Below are 21,154 nucleotides of genomic sequence, written 5' to 3' on the forward strand. Positions count from 1 at the left end.
CTATATCTTTTCTTATTTATTTCCAATTATGCAAGAGGTTAGTTTTCTGATAAGATAAGGGCAAGAATAAGATTGGAGGCGCTTTTATGGCAACAAGTATCGTTGGTTTCCCACGGTTGGGAGAATTTCGTGAATTAAAATTTACAACGGAAAAATATTTCAGAGGAGAAATCGAAGAAGCAGCATTAGTAGAAACAGCGAAGGAACTTCGTAGGAAGCATTGGAATTTGGTGAAGAAAGCAGGTATTTCTGAAATTCCAAGTAATGACTTCTCCCATTATGACAACGTTTTAGACACTGCTTTTCTCCTCAATGTCGTACCAAAAGCCGTACAAGACTTGGACTTAACGGACTTGGAGCGTTACTTTGCCCTTGCGCGTGGCTATCAGGGAGAAAAAGGGGATGTCCGGGCACTACCGATGAAAAAATGGTTTAATACGAACTACCACTACATCGTACCAAAATTTGAAAAAGAGACGAAAGTAGGACTGGCTAGCCAGAAAATTTTTGAGGAATTTACAGAAGCAAAAGCCCAAGGATTACTGACACGTCCTGTTCTGATTGGACCATTTACCTTCCTCCAATTAGCAGACTATGAAGAAGGTACAGCAGCTACTGATTATCTGGATGACATTGTCACTACCTATCAAGCAGTCTTTGAAAGATTAGCAGAACTTGGGGCTGAAAAGATTCAGCTCGATGAGCCGAGCTTGGTCAAGGATTTATCACCTGAAGAAAAGACCCTTTTCCTAACGATTTACAAGAAACTCTTAGCAGATAAGAAGGGTTTGGCTATTCTCCTCCAAACCTACTTTGGGGATGTGCGTGATGTGTACGCTGACTTGATTGCCTTACCAATTGACGGCTTAGGACTTGACTTTGTCGAGGGGAAAAAGACGCTTGATCTCGTCTCAACAGGATTTCCTTCTGATAAGGTACTCTACGCAGGAATTGTCAACGGAAAAAACATCTGGCGCAATGACTACGCAAATAGTCTAGCGATTTTAGAAAAAATCCCTGCTGACAAGGTCTATTTAACAACCTCTTGCTCACTGCTACATGTCCCATTTACAACCGCTAATGAAGAATTGGAAGAAGAGATCCTTCAACACTTTGCCTTTGCAGTCGAAAAATTAGCGGAGTTACGTGAGTTGGATACCATCCTCGCTGGCGGTGCTACAGATAGTTTGGCTGCTAACAAAGCCTTATTTGCCAGAGAACGAGTTGGAAAAAATACTGATTTAGCAAATCGTATCGCCAGCTTAACCAATCAAGACTATACTCGCTTGCCAGCCTTTTCAGAGCGTGAAAAATTACAAGCAGAGCGCTTGAACTTGCCAGATTTACCAACGACAACCATTGGTTCTTTCCCACAAACAGCTGAAGTACGTGATACACGCCTCGCTTTCAGAAAGGGAAATATTTCAGCCCAAGCCTACGATGCATTTGTCGCAAAACAGATTGATGATTGGATTCACTGGCAGGAAGAAGTTGACTTTGACGTTTTGGTTCATGGTGAATTTGAACGCAACGATATGGTGGAATACTTTGGACAAAACCTATCTGGCTACCTCTTTAGTAAGAACGGTTGGGTTCAGTCTTACGGTATGCGTGGTGTAAAACCTCCGATTATTTGGGGAGATGTTACTCGCTTGCAACCAATTACTGTAAAATGGTCTAGCTATGCGCAAAGCAGGACAAACAAACCTGTCAAAGGTATGCTAACTGGTCCGGTCACTATTCTCAACTGGTCCTTCTCTCGTGAAGACATTTCCATAAAAGAATCTACCCTACAGATTGCACTGGCTATAAAAGAAGAAGTCTTGGATCTGGAAGCAGCGGGTATCAAGATTATCCAGATTGATGAGGCAGCATTACGTGAAAAATTGCCACTGCGTAGAAGCGACTGGTACGAGGATTACCTCGATTGGGCTATTCCAGCCTTCCGATTGGTACATGCAACTGTCGCACCAGATACACAAATTCACACCCACATGTGCTACAGTGAATTTACTGATATTATTCCTGCTATTGACAATATGGATGCAGATGTCATTTCATTTGAAGCAAGTCGATCAAATCTTGTGATTTTGGACGAATTACAGGCACAGAATTTCCAAACACAGGTTGGTCCTGGTGTCTATGATATCCATTCACCACGCGTTCCAGCTGAAGGAGAGATTGATCAGACCATTCAAGCTATTCTAGCAAAAGTTCCAAGTCGCAAAGTTTGGATCAATCCTGACTGTGGACTTAAAACACGTGGAATCAAAGAAACGCGGGAAAGTCTCGTTCGGCTTGTCGAAGCAGCCAAATCCGCTCGGCAAAAAATTCAGCAGTAACAAGAGGAGAGAACCTCGTTTTCTCCTCTCTTATCAGAAAGGAAAAAACAATGGTTGTTCAGAATCCCAGACTCTCATTTGAAGTTTTCCCGCCAAATCCAGCAGCAGGAAATGAAAAAATTTTCGCAGCTTTAAGAGATATGCAGGATTTGTGTCCTCATTTTATCAGCGTGACAGCCAGTAATAATAAGTTCAATCTCGAAGAAACAACTGTTTGCTTGGCCAATCATATTCAAAATGACTTGGGAATTCCTTCTATTGCCCATTTACCAGCTATCTATCTGACCAAGGATCAGGTTGCTAACATTTTAACCTCCCTTGATCAGATTGGGGTGCATAAAATCTTGGCCCTGCGAGGGGATATTATTCCTCATGTAGCTCCGCAAAAAGATTTTCAGTATGCAACTGATTTGATTTCTTTTATCAAGGCAGAAGCACCTCATGTTGACATTATCGGGGCTTGTTATCCTGAAAGTCATCCAGATTCTCCTAGTCAGATCGCCGATATTAAGCATTTGAAAAAAAAGGTGGATGCCGGCTGCTCAACTCTTGTAACTCAACTGTTTTTTGACAATGAAGTCTTTTATGATTTTCAAGAGAAGTGCCATTTAGCGGACATTGAAGTCCCGATTTTGGCAGGCATTATGCCCATCATCAACCGCAATCAGGCTCTACGTTTGCTGAACACTTGTGAAAATATCCGCTTACCACGGAAATTTCGTGCGATTTTAGACAAGTATGAACATGACCCTGAATCCTTGAAAGCTGCAGGTTTAGCTTATGCTATCGACCAAATTGTGGACTTGGTAACGCAGGATGTAGCAGGCATTCACCTCTACACGATGAACAATGCAGAAACAGCCCGTTATATCCACGATGCGACTCATGCCTTGTTTCACCATCAAGATTTGGCTTAAAGAAGTTGAGCAAAGGTGCTCGACTTTTTATTTATAAATGGCTGAGAATTCATAGAATAGTATTATCTTTGGTTAGAATAACACTAGAAAAAAGCGTTTTCTTAGCTTATAATCTTAGTATAGAATAGGCTGGGAGGAAAAGGGAAATGAGGAAACTTGTATTTTTAGATGTTGATGGGACTTTGGTGGATTATGAAAATCGGATTCCAGCATCGGCTATCAAAGCTATTCGAAAGGCGCGAGAAAATGGGCATTTGGTCTATGTGTGCACAGGTCGGAGTCGAGCAGAGATGCAAGAGGAGCTTTGGGAGATTGGCTTGGATGGTATGATTGGAGGAAACGGAGCCTATGTAGAGCATAGAGGAGAGGTTTTGTATCATGAAATGATTTCCTTTGAGCAGGAAAAAGAAGTGGTAGATTGGCTCCATGAGCGTGGCCTGGAGTACTATTTAGAAAGTAATAACGGCTTGTTTGCGAGTCGAAGATTTAAGGAAGCGGCAGGTCCAGTCTTGAGAGAGTATGCCCAGAAAAAAGGGAAAACAGCTGAGGAAGTCGCTGATTTAGAAACGGACGATGTCTTGCATGGTCTGGTTTATGGGGCGGATTTGTACCGCGATGATGTAAATAAGATTAGTTTTATCTTGGGAAGTTACCAAGACCATGTGGACTCACAGAAAGCTTTTCCAGAGCTAAAAGCAGGGACTTGGGGCGGTCGTGGCGACTCTGCTCTCTTTGGCGATTTGGGCTTGAAGGACATGACAAAAGACAAGGGGATTTCTATTCTACTAGAGCACTTAGGAGCTAGCCAAGCAGATACGATTGCTTTTGGGGATGCTAAAGTTGATATTCCCATGTTAGAGTTTTGTGCACTAGGAGTGGCTATGGGCAATGGCGGTCCTGAAATTCTCTCGATGGCAGATATGGTGACTACCGATGTGGAAGCAGATGGACTTTATCTAGCCTTTGAAAATCTCGGATTATTGGGAGGGAACTGATGAAAAAATATATCTATCTAATGAGGCATGGAGAAACGTTGTTTAATCGCCGTAGAAAAATTCAAGGCTGGTGCGATGCTCCGCTGACGGATTTTGGCAAATACCAAGCAAGTTGTGCTCGAGATTATTTTAAACACCAAGGGATCACCTTTAAAAAAGCCTATAGTTCGACCTCTGAGAGAGCTTGTGATACGCTTGAAATAGTGACTGAAGGAGCTCTTTCCTATCAACGTCTTAAAGGCTTGAAAGAATGGAATTTTGGTACCTTTGAGGGAGAAAGTGAAGACCTTAACCCTCCTTTACCCTACAAAGATTTTTTTGTTACCTATGGTGGAGAGTCGCAAGACCAAATCGTTGCAAGAATGGTAGCAACGGTCGGTCAGTTGGTGTCGGAAAGTGAGGAAGACACTATTCTCATCGTGTCCCACGGTGGAGCGATTGCCAATTTTGCTCGGGCTTATCAGGAGCATTGGGAGACGGAATTGCCGAAAGGTTTAGGGAATTGTGCGATTTTGAAATTTCGGTATGAAGATGATATCTTTTACCTAGAAGAAGTCATTCGCCACGATTTTAGTGATTGGAAGGAGAACTGATGGACCTATATTTGATGAGACACGGGCAGACCTTTTTTAATCAGGTAGGCTTGGTTCAGGGAGCTTGTGATTCTCCCTTGACAGAGCTGGGGATTGAACAAGCAAGGAAGGCAGGAGAGTTCTTTAAAGATCAGCAGATTAACTTTGATGCGATTTACGCCTCGACGCAAGAAAGAGCCTGTGATACAGCAGAAATCGTTAGTCAACGGACAGATTATAAACGGCTGAAAGGCTTGAAGGAATGGGATTTCGGCTTATTTGAAGCTCAGCCAGAGAAGCTTACCCCTCGTTTTCGTGAGGGAGCAAATTCTTTTGAGGATTTATTTGTTCCTTATGGAGGTGAGGATGTACGAGCGGTTGGTGAGCGGATGAAGGTGGCATTGACAAGTATTGCAGAGGAAGAATCGGGCACGGTTCTCGCTGTCAGTCACGGTGGTTCTATGTGGGCCTTCTTACTAGTGCTGGGGGTGGATGTTGACTCTACTCTTCGTTTTGGCAATTGTGCCATTTGCCATTATCGCTATGAAAATGGAAGCTTTCGTCTTGTTGAGGTGATTGATCCGTTGGATAATTAAAACAATAAAAACATACTAAGATTAGTATGTTTTAATAGTCTTGGTTTTTCCGAAAAATCCTTTCTGGATGACAATTAAGTGTAAATTGGTCAGGATTAGTTCGCTATCAAACAGAGTACCATTTCTGACATTCTCGCTCTGCATAATGATGGATTCGTTTGGTAATAATGAATAGTCCATAGTGCTTCTCCTAGGTAGATGATGAGTGATTAACGAGGGGTGATTTCTAAAGGATCAAGTCGGAAAACTTCTCCCTGTGTGAAGCTAGCAATACGTGCTTTGATGTGGATATTTTGTCCTGCTTGTAGCCCATCTAACTTTGAAAATGCACTTGATTTAGCATATATCCTATAAAATTGGAAAGCAGGTCCAGGGACTCCCACATCTGGTCCTTGGTAGTCGCCTGCATAGATGAGAATATCGAAGTAGTATTTTTTATTTTCATGATGAGTGAGAAGGGCAACGTGGCCATCAAATTCGACAGTTTTATCTTTATACTTTTCGACAAAAGTAGAGATGGTAAGAGGATCTTCTGTTGTCAAAATAGCAGCAAAGTCAGGATTATTAGCGGCAGTGATGTTTTCTTCTGCTGGCTTTTCTGGCTCAGAAGTGCTTGGCTCTGATTTTGAGCTTGTACTTTCCTTGCTAGATGCACTTGTACTTGTATTCTCTTTACTGGAGGAGCTTGAATCTGCCTTCTCTTTACTAGATGAGCTTGCTGCCTCTTTAGATGATGGAGAGTCTTCTTTGTCTTCCTTAAAAGTATGATAAGTCACGGTAATCTTAGAATCTTTTTCATATTTGGAGCCTTTGATAAAATCTGTATCACCATTGATAGATACGCTTTCGATTTGCCCGTCTTTTTTGAGTAATCCTGTAATTAGGTCTTCGATTTTTTCTACTTTTACATTGGTAAATCCAGCATCTTTTAGCTGATTAACAATTGTTTTATAGTTTTGTTTGTGGATGTTTTCAGAAGTAATAGGGAGCTTAATAGTATTGGTTTCCATCTCTTTACTGTCCTTTGAGCAAGCTACTAAAAATAAGGCAGTGCCAGCAACCAATAGATATTTCCAAGATTTCATCATAATCTCCTTTATTTTAGATAAGATATGTCTATTATATATATATATATATATAATGTCAAGTATTTTTTGTAAAAAATATGATAGAATAATTCAAAGGAGGTCTGCTGATGAAAGACAATCGTATATTAGTAGGTGTTTATGAGAGTGCTCATCCGACACCTGTTTGGCTTGTTCCTGTGGTGGCAATCCTATGCTTAATCGGTGGCGAAATCTTAACCTTTGTATTTGGTCTGATATTCTTTCCTCTCGTTACGAGGCTTCTCAATACATCTGGTTTTTTGTTTATTGAACTGGGGAGCTTTGCAGCGACTAGCCTTGTACTGATGACTTGGATTAAATACGTCGAAAAACGCTCTATTCAGAGCCTCGGTTTCTTCCAAAAGCATGCTGGGCTGGAGTTGCTGAAAGGAATTGCGTGGGGCTTTCTAGCCTTTAGCCTGTTATTTCTAATCATTTTTCTAGCTGGCGGCTATTCGATTCAAGGGCTTGATATGCGTTTGGGAAATCTCCTCTATGCACTTGCGATTTTTCCGTTTTGGCTGATTCAAGGAGGTACAGAAGAGCTATTGACACGTAGCTGGATGATGCCAGAGCTTCACCGGAAATGCTCTCTTATAGTCAGCATTCTATTGTCCAGTAGTTTTTTTGCAATTCTTCATATGCTGAATCAAGGAATTGCTATTTTACCAATTGTGAATTTGATCTTATTTAGCATTTTTGCCTGTCTTTATCTACTTTATACGGATCATATCTGGGGAGTAGCTGGTTTTCATGCCGTTTGGAATTTTGCGCAAGGAAATCTTTATGGAACGCCTGTGAGTGGCCATGTTGTCGAGCAAAGGATTTTACATGTGACGAGTAATCCAATCCCTGATTATCTATCAGGAGGCAATTTTGGTCCAGAAGGTTCGATATTTACCACAATTTTATTTATCTGTGCTAGCCTGTATCTTTATCGACTAGTCAAGAAAAGCTAAAAGTCAACGAATGTTGGCTTTTTTTAATGTGTATTAATAGCAAAACCAGCTTCTGCATATCAATGCTTGAGCGATAGAGATGGAAACGAGAGCCTTGATAGGATTTTTAGAGAGGGTATCTGCCAAGCAAGAGAATGGCAAAGCTAGAGAAACTATTATTTACAGGTGATGGAAATCTATTTTCTGTAAGGAACTAGAGAATTTGAACAGTTTATCCTTGCTATTTTTTGAAAAATACTCTATAATAGTTATTTGTGAGCAAACCTCACTTACTCATGGAGAACATGAGTCACTAGACCAAAAGGAGGAAAAAATCAATGGCTAAATACGAAATTCTTTATATTATTCGTCCAAACATTGAAGAAGAAGCAAAAACTGCTTTGGTAACACGCTTTGACTCTATCTTGACAGACAATGGTGCAACTGTTGTTGAATCAAAAGATTGGGAAAAACGTCGCTTGGCATACGAAATCCAAGATTTCCGCGAAGGACTTTACCGCATCGTAACAGTTGAAGCAAATGATGACGCAGCTCTTAAAGAGTTTGACCGTCTTTCAAAAATCAACGCAGACATTCTTCGTCACATGATTGTGAAACTTGACGCGTAAGAAGGTAGATTATGATTAATAATGTTGTACTTGTGGGTCGTATGACCCGTGATGCAGAACTTCGTTACACACCACAAAATCTCGCCGTAGCGACTTTTACACTTGCTGTAAATCGCAATTTTAAAAACCAAAACGGGGAACGGGAAGCAGACTTTATTAACTGTGTCATCTGGCGTCAACAAGCTGAGAATTTGGCAAATTGGGCTAAGAAGGGTGCTTTGGTAGGCGTGACTGGACGTATCCAGACACGAAACTATGAAAACCAACAAGGTCAGCGCGTGTATGTAACGGAAATTTTAGCAGAAAGTTTCCAATTATTGGAAAGTCGTGCTAGCCGTGAAGGTCAATCGGGTGGTTATACACCAAATAATTTTGGTAGTTCAGCACCAAGTTTTGGCAGTCCGGAGCCTGCAAATCAAGTACCAAACTTTTCTCGTGATGAAAGTCCATTTGGTGCTACCAATCCGATGGATATTTCAGACGATGACCTACCATTCTAGTCAAGGAAGAACTAGAGGAAAACTCATGCGAGTTTAGGGGATATGCCCCTACGATACTATATAAAGGAGAATACACATGGCTCAACAACAACGTCGTGGCGGATTCAAACGCCGTAAAAAAGTTGACTACATCGCAGCAAACAAAATTGAATATGTTGATTACAAAGATACTGAGCTTCTTAGCCGTTTTGTTTCAGAACGTGGGAAAATCCTTCCTCGTCGTGTAACTGGAACTTCAGCTAAAAACCAACGTAAAGTAACAACCGCTATCAAACGTGCGCGTGTTATGGCTTTGATGCCTTTCGTAAATGAAGATTAATCAAATCAAGGACTAGATTTATATCTGGTCTTTTTTGTTCTTTGTCATACTGGGAGAAATCATTGAGTAATAAACAGTCGTATTTTTTAAAGAGGCTGAGACAAACCCGGATGAGCGCGATCCTCACTCTCAAAATAATGTAATCTGGAAGATTACGTATAAAAAGTGCCCAGCCTCAATTCCTTTATAGATTGAACAGTTTGACGCAGTAGTTGTCGAGTTTATAAAACGTTGATCAATCAACATTCTACAAATCGCGTCAACCTTGTGGGCTATGAACAGTCAGGGGAGTGACTGTTCATACCTGAGCCTAAAAATTGGAAAGCGAAGACAACAAAATCAATTTCTGCAAAATATCGATTTTTGTCTCACTCCCAAGAAAAATGTTTTGGATATTGAAATGGATATAAGGAGATAGTTAAGATGAAACTGAGATATTTTAGGATGCCAATAGTCGCTAGTTGTATGTGATATAATAGAAACAAATAAAATAGAGATTGGAGAAATGGGTATGGACATTAGTTTTTTGAGCGATAAGGGAAAGTTTAACTTTAGAGTGTGTGCCATTATATTAGATGATGGAAAGATTTTAGCTATGAAGGATGAACGATCGCCGTATTATTATTTGCCCGGAGGAAGGGTGAAATTTGGGGAAACAGCTGAAGAGGCGATCATCAGAGAAGTAAAAGAAGAACTTGAGATTGAAGGGAAGATTATCCGACCCTTATGGTTAAATCAAGGATTTTTTGAAGAAGATGTTGATAAGATTACCTATCATGAAATTTGCGTGTATTTTTTGATTGATATATCACACACGAAGATAGCAGAAAAAGGTAAGCACTTTATTTTACACGAACATCATCACGCTCATGAATTTGAATGGTTCAAATTTGAAGATCTAAATGACCTCTACTTCTATCCTCTATTCTTGAAGAAAGAAATAGTTAGATTGCCCGATGAATTTACCCTCCGAACAGAGATAGAGTAATCAATCCTGCTATCAAACAGAATTTCTTTCTCGTTTCTAATGCTGATACTCTATAAAAATCAAACTCTGTCTAGGCAACGAAACCGCAGGTAGAACTAGAGTTCAGCAAGGTGAATTAATGACATAGGATGTTAATTTTTGACGAGTATGACATTTGTTTGATTGAAAAAATGCTGGTAGGAGATGATGAAAGATGTGATTTATGTATGAGGATCTAGAAAGACCTATAGTAAAATAAGAAATCGTACATATACTCGATGTCTATTTCCATCTGATTTATTTATGTATAATCCTATTGAAAAAATATGAATACAAATGAAGAGGCACTTCAGAAAGATATTGCTTAATTGTAGTATTTTTCTGGAGTACTTTTTCGTTATACCGCCGTTAGTGTAGGTTTTTAGAAAGATGAAAGAGGGATATATTATTTATACAATTACTTGCAATAATTTTTCCATATATTATTCTGATAATCGTTGAAATAGCTTTTTGTTTATGATATAATCAGCACGAAGAAAGCGTTTTCAAAAAGAAAGGAGAATCTTATGAGTAAAGATTCGAAACACTTATTTTCTAAGAATAGTAAGTATGCTCTTAGAAAATTATCGGTGGGGACAGCTTCTATTTTAGTTGGCTATGTCCTATTTTCGGGGGCTGCTCGAGTTGAAGCAGCTGAAATCTCTACTGCCACACCTCCTGATGATAGGAGCACCTCAGAGTTGGCAGACAGGGAAGAAAAGCACGCGGAGTCATCGGCTGTTACATATGGGGCAAAGCCAGTTCTAGATGCAAGTTTGCCTACTCTTGCTCGCGAGGAATCAACGCCTGCTCTGGAGGAAGGGGCGATGAATAGTGCTACTCCAAGGGAGGAAGATTTAAAAGCGTCAGAAAGATTGTCTGGGTATTCCAACGCAAATGAAGAGCGTGACTCAGATGGGATTCGTGCAAATCGTTCCAGTGTCTTTTCAGAAGAAACGGATAAGTCTAGAATATCCGATGCTGTCAAAAATACGGTTCAATCGGATAAGAGACTTGTAACAAATAGCGCTGCAACTTTGCGTTCTACTGGATTAGTAGGAGGATTTCGAAAAGCTGAAATTGAAAGTGTTGAGAAAACACCAGATGTTAATCATCTTTTGGGAGTTTCTGCGACGGCGTCTGACACAGAAGTTGTTCAATTCTCAGCCGATAAGGCAGTGGATGGCAAAGAAAATACACGTTGGGCTACGAATCTCAATGTTTCCAATCCAACACTGACTGTCAATTTAGCTAAGAAAACGCATATCGAGAGAGTAGAATTAGACTGGGATCCACGGTTAAAAGATGGTCAGCCAGATCCAAATGTACATGCATGGAAATTATACGCTAGTTCTGATGAAACAGTCACAGAAGCTAGCACTTGGACAGAAATTCATAGCCGAGTAGGAGCTCCATCTCAACATGAACAAATCAATGTGATGACACCGGTGGACACTCGTCATTTGAAGCTAGTCGTTGAAGATTACCGAGCCGGTCGTTTGAATTGGCGTAATGTCGGTATCCAAGAATTTCGAGCCTTCTCCAATATCTATGAAGATATTGAACGAAGACCGGATATCAACCATTTGCTGAATGCTACTGCCACAGCATCTGATACGGAAGTCGCTCAATTCTCAGCCGATAAGGCGGTGGATGGTCAAGAAAGCACACGTTGGGCTACGAATCTCAATGCTTCCAATCCAACACTGACTGTCAATTTAGCTAAGAAAACGCATATCGAGAGAGTAGAGTTAGACTGGGATCCACGTTTGAAGGCAGGCCAGCCAGATCCAAATGTACATGGATGGAAATTATATGCTAGTTCAGATGAACATTTGACAGCATCCAGTACTTGGACAGAAATTCATAGCCGAACTGGAGAGCCGTCTCAAAAAGAACGCATTCAACTCACTAATCCGATAGATGCTCGTCATTTGAAGTTAGTCGTTGAAGATTACCGAGCCGGTCGTTTGAATTGGCGCAATGTCGGTATTCAAGAATTTCGAGCCTTTTCTAATGCTCAACCAGCCATTCGTACCCTAGAAGATATTCAGCAACTCAGCTTAAATGAAGAAGGAAATCAACTGCTCTTGCCAGAGGTTGCAGGTACACTTTCAATCAAGAAAACAAGTGCACTTCCCATCATTGATACAAGTGGAAAAATTTATCAACCATTGATTGATAAGGATGTCAAGGTCTATCTAGAGGAAAAATTAGCTGATCGCACCATTGAAAAGGAATTTGTAGTCCATGTTGTCGGTCGCCATCCAGATGAAGGCATCGGAGATAAGCCAAATGTCGTACCGGCTGTTCAGGAATGGCATGGGGTTGAAGGAAAAACTTCTATTACTTCTCGTATGCGGGTGCAAGCAGATTCGGACTTTGAAAGTGTTGCAGATAAGTACAAGTCAGACTTGGCTGCTCGAGGTTTAAGATTTGAAACGGATGTAACAGATGGTCCAACCTTGTCCTTTGCTAAGGTCGTTGATAAGGGATATGGTCGTGAAGGTTACGGCATCATGATCAGTCAGGATGGAGTTCGTATTGAGGCAGAAGATTCAGTTGGTGCATTTTATGCTACGAGAACCTTGCTTCAAATGGGGGAGAACAATCTACAAAATGGTGAGTTAAGAGATTATCCAAGCTTTGAACATCGTGGTTTCATGCTTGATACAGGACGAAAATTCATTCCGTATGAAACTGTGATGGAAGTTTTGGAAAATATGGCTTACTACAAGCTCAATGATTTACAGCTCCATTTGAATGATAATTATATTTTCCTTAAAGAGCATATCGCAGGAAAGAATTTAACACGAGAAGAGCAACTAGATTATGTATTGCACCATGCAAAAGATGGATTTCGGGTAGAGACAGACGTTGTGGGGGCTGATGGGACACCACTGACATCAAAAGAACATTACACCCGTGCACAAATGCAGGCTATCATTCATAAGGCTCAGGAATTGGGCATTAATCTTGTGCCAGAAATTGACACGCCAGGGCATGCTCTATCCTTTGTTAAAGTTCGTCCGGACTTGATGTACCAAGGAAGTGTGGGACGCCACCATGATGTGGAGAGAGTTGCCATGCTGAATTTGGAAGATAAGTATGATGAAACTCTAGCCTTTGTCAAGTCTGTTTATGATAAGCTCTTAGATGGAGAAAATGCACCATTGAAAGGTATCAAGACCATTCATATTGGTACAGATGAATACTATGGAAATTCTGAAAGCTATCGACGCTATGCCAATGATTTAATGAATTATATTAAATCCAAAGGCTTGACCCCTCGGATTTGGGGATCTTTATCGATAAAAACAGGAAGAACTCCAGTTGATTTTACAGGTTCAGAAGTTGATATTTGGAACCTGGGTTGGCAAGATCCTGGAGCAGCACTAGCTCTAGGTGCAAAGATTATCAATATCTTAGATATTCCTACTTACAGTGTACCAAGTGGCTCAGGTAGTCGTGGTGGTTACGGAGATTATAACGACTACGTTCGTCAATACAATGCTTGGCAGCCAAATGATTTTAGTGTTGCTGGTGGTAAACGATTTGCAATGACACAGCCGAATATCTTGGGGGGTGGCTATGCCGTTTGGAATGATAATATTGATTTACATGAAACTGGTCTGACTTCTTATGACATTTTCAAGCGATTTTTTGCCGCTCTTCCAGTTACAGCACAAAAGACTTGGGGCTCTAGCCGTGCCGCTCAAACTTATGCTGAATTGACCCTGCTTGATTCTGAGAAGAAATATGCTCCAGCGACCAATCCAGACTATCGCATTTCAACAGAGATCTATAGAAGATTGACTGTTGATGCATTGAAACAATTGGCACGTCAAACAGAGCAAGGAAGTCCGTTAGTGATGACTGTTGCTCAAAAAATTCAGACGAGCCTTCCTCATGTCGGACCAAATGCCGTGCTAAGTCTGGATGTAGAATTGACAGGAGATGGGGTACAGCTATTTTCTAGTACAGGTAAAGATAAGTTGTATCTTGCAGATGAAGATGGTCGTATTGGTTATCAATTTGAACATATGAAGGTGCAGTTTGATACGATTCTTCCTAAAAATCAACGTGTGAAACTTGATTTGGTGACCAAAGAGCAGCTGACAGAGTTATATGTCAATGGGGAAAAACAAGCAATTCTTGCCCAAGAAGCCTATCCACGATTGGCTCACTATAGCTTGGTCTTGCCTTTGGAGATGATTGGAGGATTTAATGGGAAGCTGTATAATCTCCGCCTATCGAATGAAGAATTTCAGAATCCGCGTGTGATTGAGCCTGATCATTATGAGACAATCACAGCAAGTAGTGAAGAGGCGGATAATGCAACAGATCAAGAAGGGCTAATCGGTCTTGCTTTTGATGGCAAACCAGGGACTATCTGGCATAGTCATTGGACAAAAAAAGATGCTTCTTATACGGTGGATATGCATTTGAAGGCAGCGGAGATGGTCAATGGCTTGTCTTACTTGCCACGAAAAGGAGCGGAAAACGGGATTGTTACACGTTATGAAGTGTATGCCGACCGTGATGGAACACTGACAAAAGTGACCGAAGGAACTTGGGCTAAGAATGCAAAAGAGAAAATTGCTGCTTTTGATGGGGTAATGACAAATCATGTTCAGCTTAAAATCTTAGAAGGGCATGGCGGATTTGCCAGTGCCGCAGAGATTGCCCTCCTTCGTCCGTATGTGGTCAATGATGCTGAAACGTCAGAAGAAACGGAAAAACCAGCTGATTCTGGGATCTCAGACTTGCCTCCTTCAGTAGATAAGAAGCAAGATGCAGCTGCTACACCAAAGATATGGCAAGCTATTCACCATATAAACGATGCGGATCAAACTATTTCTTTTGATGATCAGTGGAAATTTCATTTGGGTGAGGCTGTCGGAGCAGAGTTAAAACAATTTGATGATGCGACTTGGCAGAATGTCAATTTGCCGCATGATTATAGTCTCACTCAGGATTATACTCAGGCAGGTGAGGGCGAAAGTGGCTATAAACCAGGCGGTATAGGCTGGTATCGTAAGAATTTTACGATTGGTGAAAAAGCTAAAAAAGGGCGAGTGATGCTCCAATTTGATGGCTCTTATATGGAGACAGAGGTCTTTATCAATGGGCAATCTTTAGGAAAACACCCCAATGGCTATACAGCATTTACCTATGATTTGACGGATTATATTAAAGATAATGAGGAAAATCTATTAGCTGTTAAAGTAACAAATACAATTCCAAGTTCACGATGGTATTCAGGTAGTGGTATTTATCGCTCTCTTCAGTTGCAGGTCATGCCAGAAGTTCACCTTGAAGAAAATGGGGTTTCTGTAAAAACACCTGATTTGGCAAGTACTTATCAAGATGCAGCAGGTAGCAGGGTTGGGATTGATGCCCAAGTAGTGAATCAAGGCACTAGCGATGCGACGGTTTCTGTAAAAACGACCTTGTTTGAACGGAATGCTGATGGCAGCTTAGGAAGGCAAGTGGCGAGTGCGGATTCTGGGGCTCAAATGATAGGGGCTGGTCAATCTCACGCTCTTCATACACAGATGCAGCTTGTTCACCCTAAATTGTGGTCAGTGGACAACCCTAATTTATATATAGTCAAGACAGAGATTTACAAAGACGGAGAAAAAATCCATTCCAATCAACAGGAAACAGGCTTCCGATTTACCCGATTTGATGAAAATAGAGGCTTTTTCCTAAATGGTCAAGCGACAAAATTAAAAGGGGTCAGTATGCACCATGACCAAGGGGCTCTAGGTGCAGCGGCTTATGCGGATGCTATTGCTCGCCAGTTTGATATTTTAAAAGACATGGGAGTTAATGCTGTTCGTGTAACCCATAATCCTTCTTCTCGTGTGATGAAAGATATTGCAAATCGAAAAGGCATGCTCTTGATTGATGAAGCATTTGATACTTGGGAACATGCCAAAAATGGCAATCAGTTTGACTATGCCCGTTGGTTTAATACCCCAATTGGTGAGAAAAATGCAAAATATCTGCAAAACGTTCGGTCTGCTGATCAGACCTGGGCAGAGTATGATATCAAGCGAATGGTTAGAAGTGGTGTTAACGATCCATCCATTATCATGTGGTCCACAGGAAATGAAGTTATGGAAGGCTTTAGTGCCAATGTATCAAATTATCCACAGTTAATTGAACGTTTGATTAATTGGATTGATGAGGCAGACGGAAGTCGTCCAGCTACCTTAGGAGACAATAAATTAAAACAATCCTTGCGAGAATCCGTTGGAATGGCGAATGCTCTTAGCAATCGTACCACAGGTCCAAAAGGGGTTGTTGGCTATAATTACGCAGATGGAAGTCAGTATGACAGAGGCCATAGAGAGCACCCTGATTGGATTATGTATGGCTCTGAGACAGCTTCTGCTATCAATAGCCGTGGAGTTTATACTGTCAAGGGAAATGCTCGTCGCAATGATAAACAGCTTACTTCTTATGATCAGTCTAAGGTTAATTGGGGGCATTATGCAAGTCAAGCTTGGTATGACACCATCAAACGGGACTTTGTTGCAGGAGAATTTGTCTGGACAGGATTTGATTATCTCGGAGAGCCAACTCCGTGGAATGGGACAGGAGCTGGAGCTGTTGCTGGCTGGCCATCACCAAAAAGCTCATATTTTGGCATTGTAGATACGGCAGGATTTCCAAAAGATAGTTTCTACTTTTACCAAAGCCAGTGGAATGACAAAGTCCACACTCTTCACGTGTTACCAGGTTCTTGGAATGAGGAGGAATTAAGTCTTCAAAATAATGAAGTAGAAGTGGTTGTGTATTCAGATGCAGCTAAAGTGAAATTGGTTCATATTAGTCCAGATGGACAAGAGACGGATCTGGGAACCAAAGCTTTTACAGCCCATACGACAGAAGCTGGTCATCGTTATCAGGTCTATGAAGACGATGATAAGCAAGCAGAAGAACATAAAAATCTTTACCTAACATGGCGCGTGCCTTATCGTGCAGGTAGGATTAAGGCGATTGCCTATGATCAGAATAATCAGGAGATTTTAGACACGCAAGGTCGCAAAGAAATTAAGAACTTTGGGGCTCCTAGCCGTGTTGTGGCTCGTATTTCTCCATCAAGCCGAACCATCACGCAGGGAAATCAGACTGTAGATAATCATTCGCTTGTGTATGTGGAGCTGGCTGTGGAAGATCAAGCAGGAGAATTGGTCGCAAATAGTAAGGTTCCGATTACGGTGCAAGTGACTGGACCAGCTGAGTTAATCGGAATGGATAACGGAGATCCGACGGACTACACACCTTATCAAGAGCATCAACGGAAAGCCTTTGGAGGAAAAGCCATTGCGATTTTGAGGATGACAGGTGAAGCCGGTCAAGTGCAGATTCATGCAACCTCGCCACAGTTAGAAGGTGCACAACTTGACTTTTCAGTCCGTGGCAGATCAACTCCAGACAAGAAAACCATCACTGATGTTGAACTTGCAAAGACAGTGTATGTGAAAAAAGGAAATGAACTTCAGTTGCCACAAACGGTTCGAGTTCGCTACAGTGATCACACAGTGGAAAATCGAATGATTTCCTTTGACGAAAATCTTGTACGTGAGAAACTTGCCTTGGGAGAATCCTTCACTCTTACAGGACAGGTTGAGGGGTTAGAAGCCCCTGTGGACATGTTTGTAGCTGTGATTGATCAGGTTGCGAGCATGAAACATATTAGCATGGTAACTGCTGTGGGAAATGCTCCTCAGTTGCCGTCTACAGTTCAAGCATATTTGGCAGATGGTAAGCTACTTGCAATTCCGTTTCCAGTAGAGTGGACGTTGCCAGAAGCTACGGTTTACCAGAAAGAAGGACAAGTAACGATTGAAGGTCGGGCACAGGTGCTTGGAGACCTCTTGCCTGTCAAGGCTTTTGTACGGATTGCTCAGCCAACTGAAACCTTGGATCAAAATGTGGCACCAAGTGTCGTACGGCTGACGGAAGATACAGAGGGTGAAACATCTGATACTTTAGAAGCGATCAAAGATCAGGGGTTGACAGTTGCTGCCAATAACTCTGGCGGTGCCAATCCTACGATTTGGTCAAACTATGCCTCTTCACAACGAGGAGATACAAATTCCACCTTGACGTTTGAGTACGATACTGCACAGAATATTTCTCAGGTCGATGTATATTATGCGACAGACACCTATGCTTTAGCCCTTCCTAAGTCCACTACATTTTCATGGAAGCTATCTGGTGAAAGTGCCGCAGAAGTTATTGGGGCCCACCAGATCGCTACTAGCACCGAAGGGCGTGTAACCAAAGTTTCCTATAAGCTAGATAGAATTGTACCAGCTGTTATCTTTAATATTCATGTAGAGAATGCTGATAAGAGCCCAGGTAAAGGAAAACCGTCTACAGGAATTGTTGAAACCAAACTATGGACAGCTGTGACGAATCTTGTCGCACATCATGATGCTAATCTGTCTGAAATTCGCTTAGGCGACCAAGTAATCTCAGGGGAAGGCTTGACCGAAACTATCTTTGCATCAAGCATGCCTACAACTATAGAAGCCAATAATACAGCCAAAAATGTCGGCGTTACGATTTTACCAGCTAATAATAACGAGATTCTTATCCTGACAGAATCTGAGGATAAGAGCCAACATAAAACTTATAGGGTCAAGTTGGGCTATATTCCGAATGCTGAATGGAGTATCGAGGCAGGATCGGTTGAAAATAGAGAGTCTGAGGCGGTGGAACATATCAAGGATGAAAAACCTAGAACGCTTTGGCATTCTGCTTGGGCAGGAACAACTGTGGATAATCTTTACCTCACAATGGATACAGGAAAGAATCGTCTATTGAGTGGCCTTGCTTATCTTCCGCGTCAAGATGGTTCTTCAAATGGAAAAGTATCTGAATACGAAGTATATATTAGTTCTGATAAAGAAAATTGGATAAAAGTAGCGACAGGTAGTCTGCCAGATACGACCGATTGGCAGGAAATTTCTTTTGCACCACAAGAAGGTCGGTATTTGAAATTCCAAGCCTTACATACGAGAGGAGATAGCGGTACAGACCGATTTATGTCTGCAGCTGAAATTAGAATTAGAGAGGCTGCGGAGACGACTGTTCCTGAAAAACCAACGCTAGAATTGCACCATTCCGTAGGCGACGTTGCGGCTCCAACGGTATCCGAAAAACCAATTTTGGAATTACATCATTCCGTAGGTGACATTCCCGCTCCAACGGTATCTGACAAACCAACCTTGGAATTGCATCACTCTGTGGGAGATGTTTCAGCCCCAACGGTATCCGAAAAACCAATTTTGGAATTGCACCACTCAGTAGGTGACATTCCCGCCCCAACGGTATCTGAGAAACCAACGCTAGAATTGCACCACTCAGTAGGTGACATTCCAGCCCCAACCGTTTCTGAGAAACCTATTCTAGAGTTGCATCACTCCGTAGGTGATGTTGCAGCCCCAACCGTTTCTGAGAAACCAACGCTAGAATTGCACCACTCCGTAGGTGACGTTCCCGCCCCAACCGTTTCCGAGAAACCAATCTTGGAATTGCACCACTCCGTAGGCGACGTTCCCGCCCCAACCGTTTCTGAAAAGCCAATTTTAGAATTGCCCCATTCCGTGGGTGACGTTCCCGCCCCAACAGTTTCCGAAAAACCAATTTTGGAATTGCATCATTCCGTAGGTGATGTTGCAGCCCCAACGGTATCCGAAAAACCAATTTTGGAATTGCACCACTCCGTAGGCGACATTCCCGCCCCAACCGTTTCTGAGAAACCAATCTTGGAATTACATCACTCAGTAGGCGACGTTCCCGCTCCAACGGTATCCGAAAAACCAATTTTAGAATTGCACCATTCGGTAGGCGACATTCCCGCCCCAACCGTTTCCGAGAAACCAACGCTGGAATTGCATCACTCCGTGGGAGACGCTGCCGCCCCAATGGTATCTGAGAAACCAATTTTGGAATTACATCATTCCGTGGGTGACGTTGCAGCCCCAACCGTTTCTGAAAAGCCAATTTTAGAATTGCACCACTCGGTAGGCGACATTCCAGCACCAACAGTTTCCGAGAAACCAACCTTGGAATTGCATCATTCCGTAGGCGATGTTCCTGCTCCAACGGTATCCGAAAAACCAACCTTGGAAATGCACCACTCCGTAGGCGATGTTTCAGCACCAACCGTTTCCGAGAAACCAATTCTAGAATTGTACCACTCCGTGGGTGACGCTGCCGCCCCAACGGTATCCGGGAAACCAACGCTAGAATTGCACCACTCCGTAGGCGACGTTGCAGCCCCAACGGTATCCGAGAAACCAACGCTAGAATTGCACCATTCCGTAGGTGATGTTGCGGCTCCAACCGTTTCCGAGAAACCAACGCTAGAATTGCATCACTCCGTGGGTGACGCTGCCGCCCCAACCGTTTCTGAGAAACCAATTTTAGAGTTGCACCACTCCGTGGGTGACGTTCCCGCACCAACGGTATCCGAAAAACCAACGCTAGAATTGCATCACGCAGTGGGTGGAACTGTTGCCGACAAACCAACACTTGAGTTAGGTAATGTAGTGAGTGCCACTCCAGCGCCAACTGTTGAGGATAAGATGATGGGCTTGGTTCACGAAGGAACACAGCTGAAGGTTGTTGGTTCCGTTGCTGCCTTGAACGGTGCTACAAAGTTGAGAGTTCGTCCAATGGCTTCAACTGCTCCTGCTTTGGAAAATCAAAACTATGAATTGTACGATGTGACTCTTTATAATGAAAAAGACGAACCGGTACAAATCAAGGGAGAAGTAACCGTTGTCCTTCCAAGTAAGGGTAAAGTGGATAAAGTCTACTATGTTCTTAACAATATGACAGAAAGTCTGCCATTCGTCCAAAATGCGGATCAGACAGAAGTCGTGTTTAAGGTTACTCACTTTAGCCAATATGGACTTGTTTACGCCAAAGGCGAACCTGCACCAGTGGTGAATGGAGTGGAGGTAAAACCAGTCAATACCGCTACGACTGTGAAACCAGGTATTCAATTGCTTGCAAATGACAAGAAAGAAGAAAAGATGGAGGCTCAAAGCATGCCAGCAGATAAGATGATGGCAGACAAAGAGATGAAGTCTGAACAGTCCTTGCCAAATACAGGCAGTGCAGAGTCAGCACTTGGTTTAGCAGGTCTTGTTTTAATGGCGATGGGAGCTAGTGCTCTGAAGCCTAGAAACAAAGATGTGTAA

The 21,154-nt window shown here is 42.1% G+C and carries 13 protein-coding genes; 11 read left to right on the forward strand and 2 right to left on the reverse strand.

Features of this window, described 5'->3' with window-relative positions; genetic code table 11:
• Window positions 1-86 precede the first annotated feature (86 nt).
• The 5 genes from metE to BFM96_RS04455 all read left to right on the forward strand — a co-directional run bounded on the left by metE (window position 87) and on the right by BFM96_RS04455 (window position 5,422).
• Entirely contained in the window at window positions 87-2,342 is a 2,256-nt protein-coding gene (gene metE, locus BFM96_RS04435) for a 5-methyltetrahydropteroyltriglutamate--homocysteine S-methyltransferase (protein ID WP_068990830.1), read from the forward strand.
• Window positions 2,343-2,392: 50 nt separating this feature from the next.
• The gene (metF, locus tag BFM96_RS04440; RefSeq protein WP_068990834.1) at window positions 2,393-3,259 is read left to right on the forward strand and encodes a methylenetetrahydrofolate reductase [NAD(P)H]; all 867 of its coding nucleotides are present in this window, start codon (window positions 2,393-2,395) and stop codon (window positions 3,257-3,259) included.
• Window positions 3,260-3,405: 146 nt separating this feature from the next.
• A complete protein-coding gene (locus tag BFM96_RS04445; RefSeq protein WP_068990837.1) occupies window positions 3,406-4,254 on the forward strand; it encodes a Cof-type HAD-IIB family hydrolase in 849 nt (282 codons plus the stop codon).
• A complete protein-coding gene (locus tag BFM96_RS04450; RefSeq protein WP_188595295.1) occupies window positions 4,251-4,847 on the forward strand; it encodes a histidine phosphatase family protein in 597 nt (198 codons plus the stop codon). The genes BFM96_RS04445 and BFM96_RS04450 overlap by 4 nt, the downstream gene beginning before the upstream one ends.
• A complete protein-coding gene (locus BFM96_RS04455) occupies window positions 4,844-5,422 on the forward strand; it encodes a histidine phosphatase family protein (protein ID WP_068994174.1) in 579 nt (192 codons plus the stop codon). Before BFM96_RS04450 ends, BFM96_RS04455 begins: the two co-directional genes overlap by 4 nt.
• Before the next feature lie 21 nt (window positions 5,423-5,443).
• On the opposite strand, the gene BFM96_RS11215 is transcribed toward BFM96_RS04455, so the two are convergent.
• Complete coding sequence (locus BFM96_RS11215; RefSeq protein WP_188595294.1) at window positions 5,444-5,602, reverse strand: hypothetical protein; 159 nt, start codon at window positions 5,600-5,602, stop codon at window positions 5,444-5,446.
• Window positions 5,603-5,631: 29 nt separating this feature from the next.
• Entirely contained in the window at window positions 5,632-6,507 is an 876-nt protein-coding gene (locus BFM96_RS04460; protein WP_068990844.1) for a DUF4839 domain-containing protein, read from the reverse strand.
• A 110-nt stretch (window positions 6,508-6,617) separates the two neighbouring features.
• Here BFM96_RS04460 and BFM96_RS04465 point away from each other — a divergent pair, with 110 nt between their 5' ends.
• From BFM96_RS04465 to BFM96_RS04490, 6 genes are all read left to right on the forward strand, one after another.
• Window positions 6,618-7,487 carry a CPBP family intramembrane glutamic endopeptidase gene (locus BFM96_RS04465; RefSeq protein WP_068990847.1) on the forward strand — a complete coding sequence of 290 codons (870 nt, stop codon included), beginning with the start codon at window positions 6,618-6,620 and terminating at the stop codon, window positions 7,485-7,487.
• 317 nt (window positions 7,488-7,804) lie between these two features.
• On the forward strand, window positions 7,805-8,095 hold the full coding sequence (gene rpsF / locus BFM96_RS04470) for a 30S ribosomal protein S6 (protein WP_068990850.1): 291 nt from the start codon (window positions 7,805-7,807) through the stop codon (window positions 8,093-8,095).
• 11 nt (window positions 8,096-8,106) lie between these two features.
• A complete protein-coding gene (locus tag BFM96_RS04475; RefSeq protein WP_068990855.1) occupies window positions 8,107-8,595 on the forward strand; it encodes a single-stranded DNA-binding protein in 489 nt (162 codons plus the stop codon).
• A gap of 76 nt (window positions 8,596-8,671) precedes the next feature.
• Window positions 8,672-8,914 carry a 30S ribosomal protein S18 gene (gene rpsR, locus BFM96_RS04480; protein WP_018371149.1) on the forward strand — a complete coding sequence of 81 codons (243 nt, stop codon included), beginning with the start codon at window positions 8,672-8,674 and terminating at the stop codon, window positions 8,912-8,914.
• Window positions 8,915-9,425: 511 nt separating this feature from the next.
• Window positions 9,426-9,902 carry an NUDIX hydrolase gene (locus tag BFM96_RS04485; protein WP_068990861.1) on the forward strand — a complete coding sequence of 159 codons (477 nt, stop codon included), beginning with the start codon at window positions 9,426-9,428 and terminating at the stop codon, window positions 9,900-9,902.
• A gap of 545 nt (window positions 9,903-10,447) precedes the next feature.
• A complete protein-coding gene (locus tag BFM96_RS04490) occupies window positions 10,448-21,154 on the forward strand; it encodes a discoidin domain-containing protein (protein WP_068990864.1) in 10,707 nt (3,568 codons plus the stop codon).

Origin of the sequence: Streptococcus himalayensis, assembly GCF_001708305.1 — a bacterium.
In the GTDB taxonomy this organism is placed as follows: domain Bacteria; phylum Bacillota; class Bacilli; order Lactobacillales; family Streptococcaceae; genus Streptococcus; species Streptococcus himalayensis.

Excerpts from the sequence above, each read along its gene's own strand:
- metF (WP_068990834.1), top strand. The coding sequence starts at position 2,393 with ATGGTTGTTCAGAATCCCAGACTCTCATTTGAAGTTTTCCCGCCAAAT.
- BFM96_RS04485 (WP_068990861.1), top strand. The coding sequence starts at position 9,426 with ATGGACATTAGTTTTTTGAGCGATAAGGGAAAGTTTAACTTTAGAGTG.
- BFM96_RS11215 (WP_188595294.1), bottom strand. The coding sequence starts at position 5,602 with ATGGACTATTCATTATTACCAAACGAATCCATCATTATGCAGAGCGAG.
- BFM96_RS04445 (WP_068990837.1), top strand. The coding sequence starts at position 3,406 with ATGAGGAAACTTGTATTTTTAGATGTTGATGGGACTTTGGTGGATTAT.
- BFM96_RS04475 (WP_068990855.1), top strand. The coding sequence starts at position 8,107 with ATGATTAATAATGTTGTACTTGTGGGTCGTATGACCCGTGATGCAGAA.
- BFM96_RS04465 (WP_068990847.1), top strand. The coding sequence starts at position 6,618 with ATGAAAGACAATCGTATATTAGTAGGTGTTTATGAGAGTGCTCATCCG.
- rpsR (WP_018371149.1), top strand. The coding sequence starts at position 8,672 with ATGGCTCAACAACAACGTCGTGGCGGATTCAAACGCCGTAAAAAAGTT.
- metE (WP_068990830.1), top strand. The coding sequence starts at position 87 with ATGGCAACAAGTATCGTTGGTTTCCCACGGTTGGGAGAATTTCGTGAA.
- BFM96_RS04490 (WP_068990864.1), top strand. The coding sequence starts at position 10,448 with ATGAGTAAAGATTCGAAACACTTATTTTCTAAGAATAGTAAGTATGCT.
- BFM96_RS04460 (WP_068990844.1), bottom strand. The coding sequence starts at position 6,507 with ATGAAATCTTGGAAATATCTATTGGTTGCTGGCACTGCCTTATTTTTA.
- rpsF (WP_068990850.1), top strand. The coding sequence starts at position 7,805 with ATGGCTAAATACGAAATTCTTTATATTATTCGTCCAAACATTGAAGAA.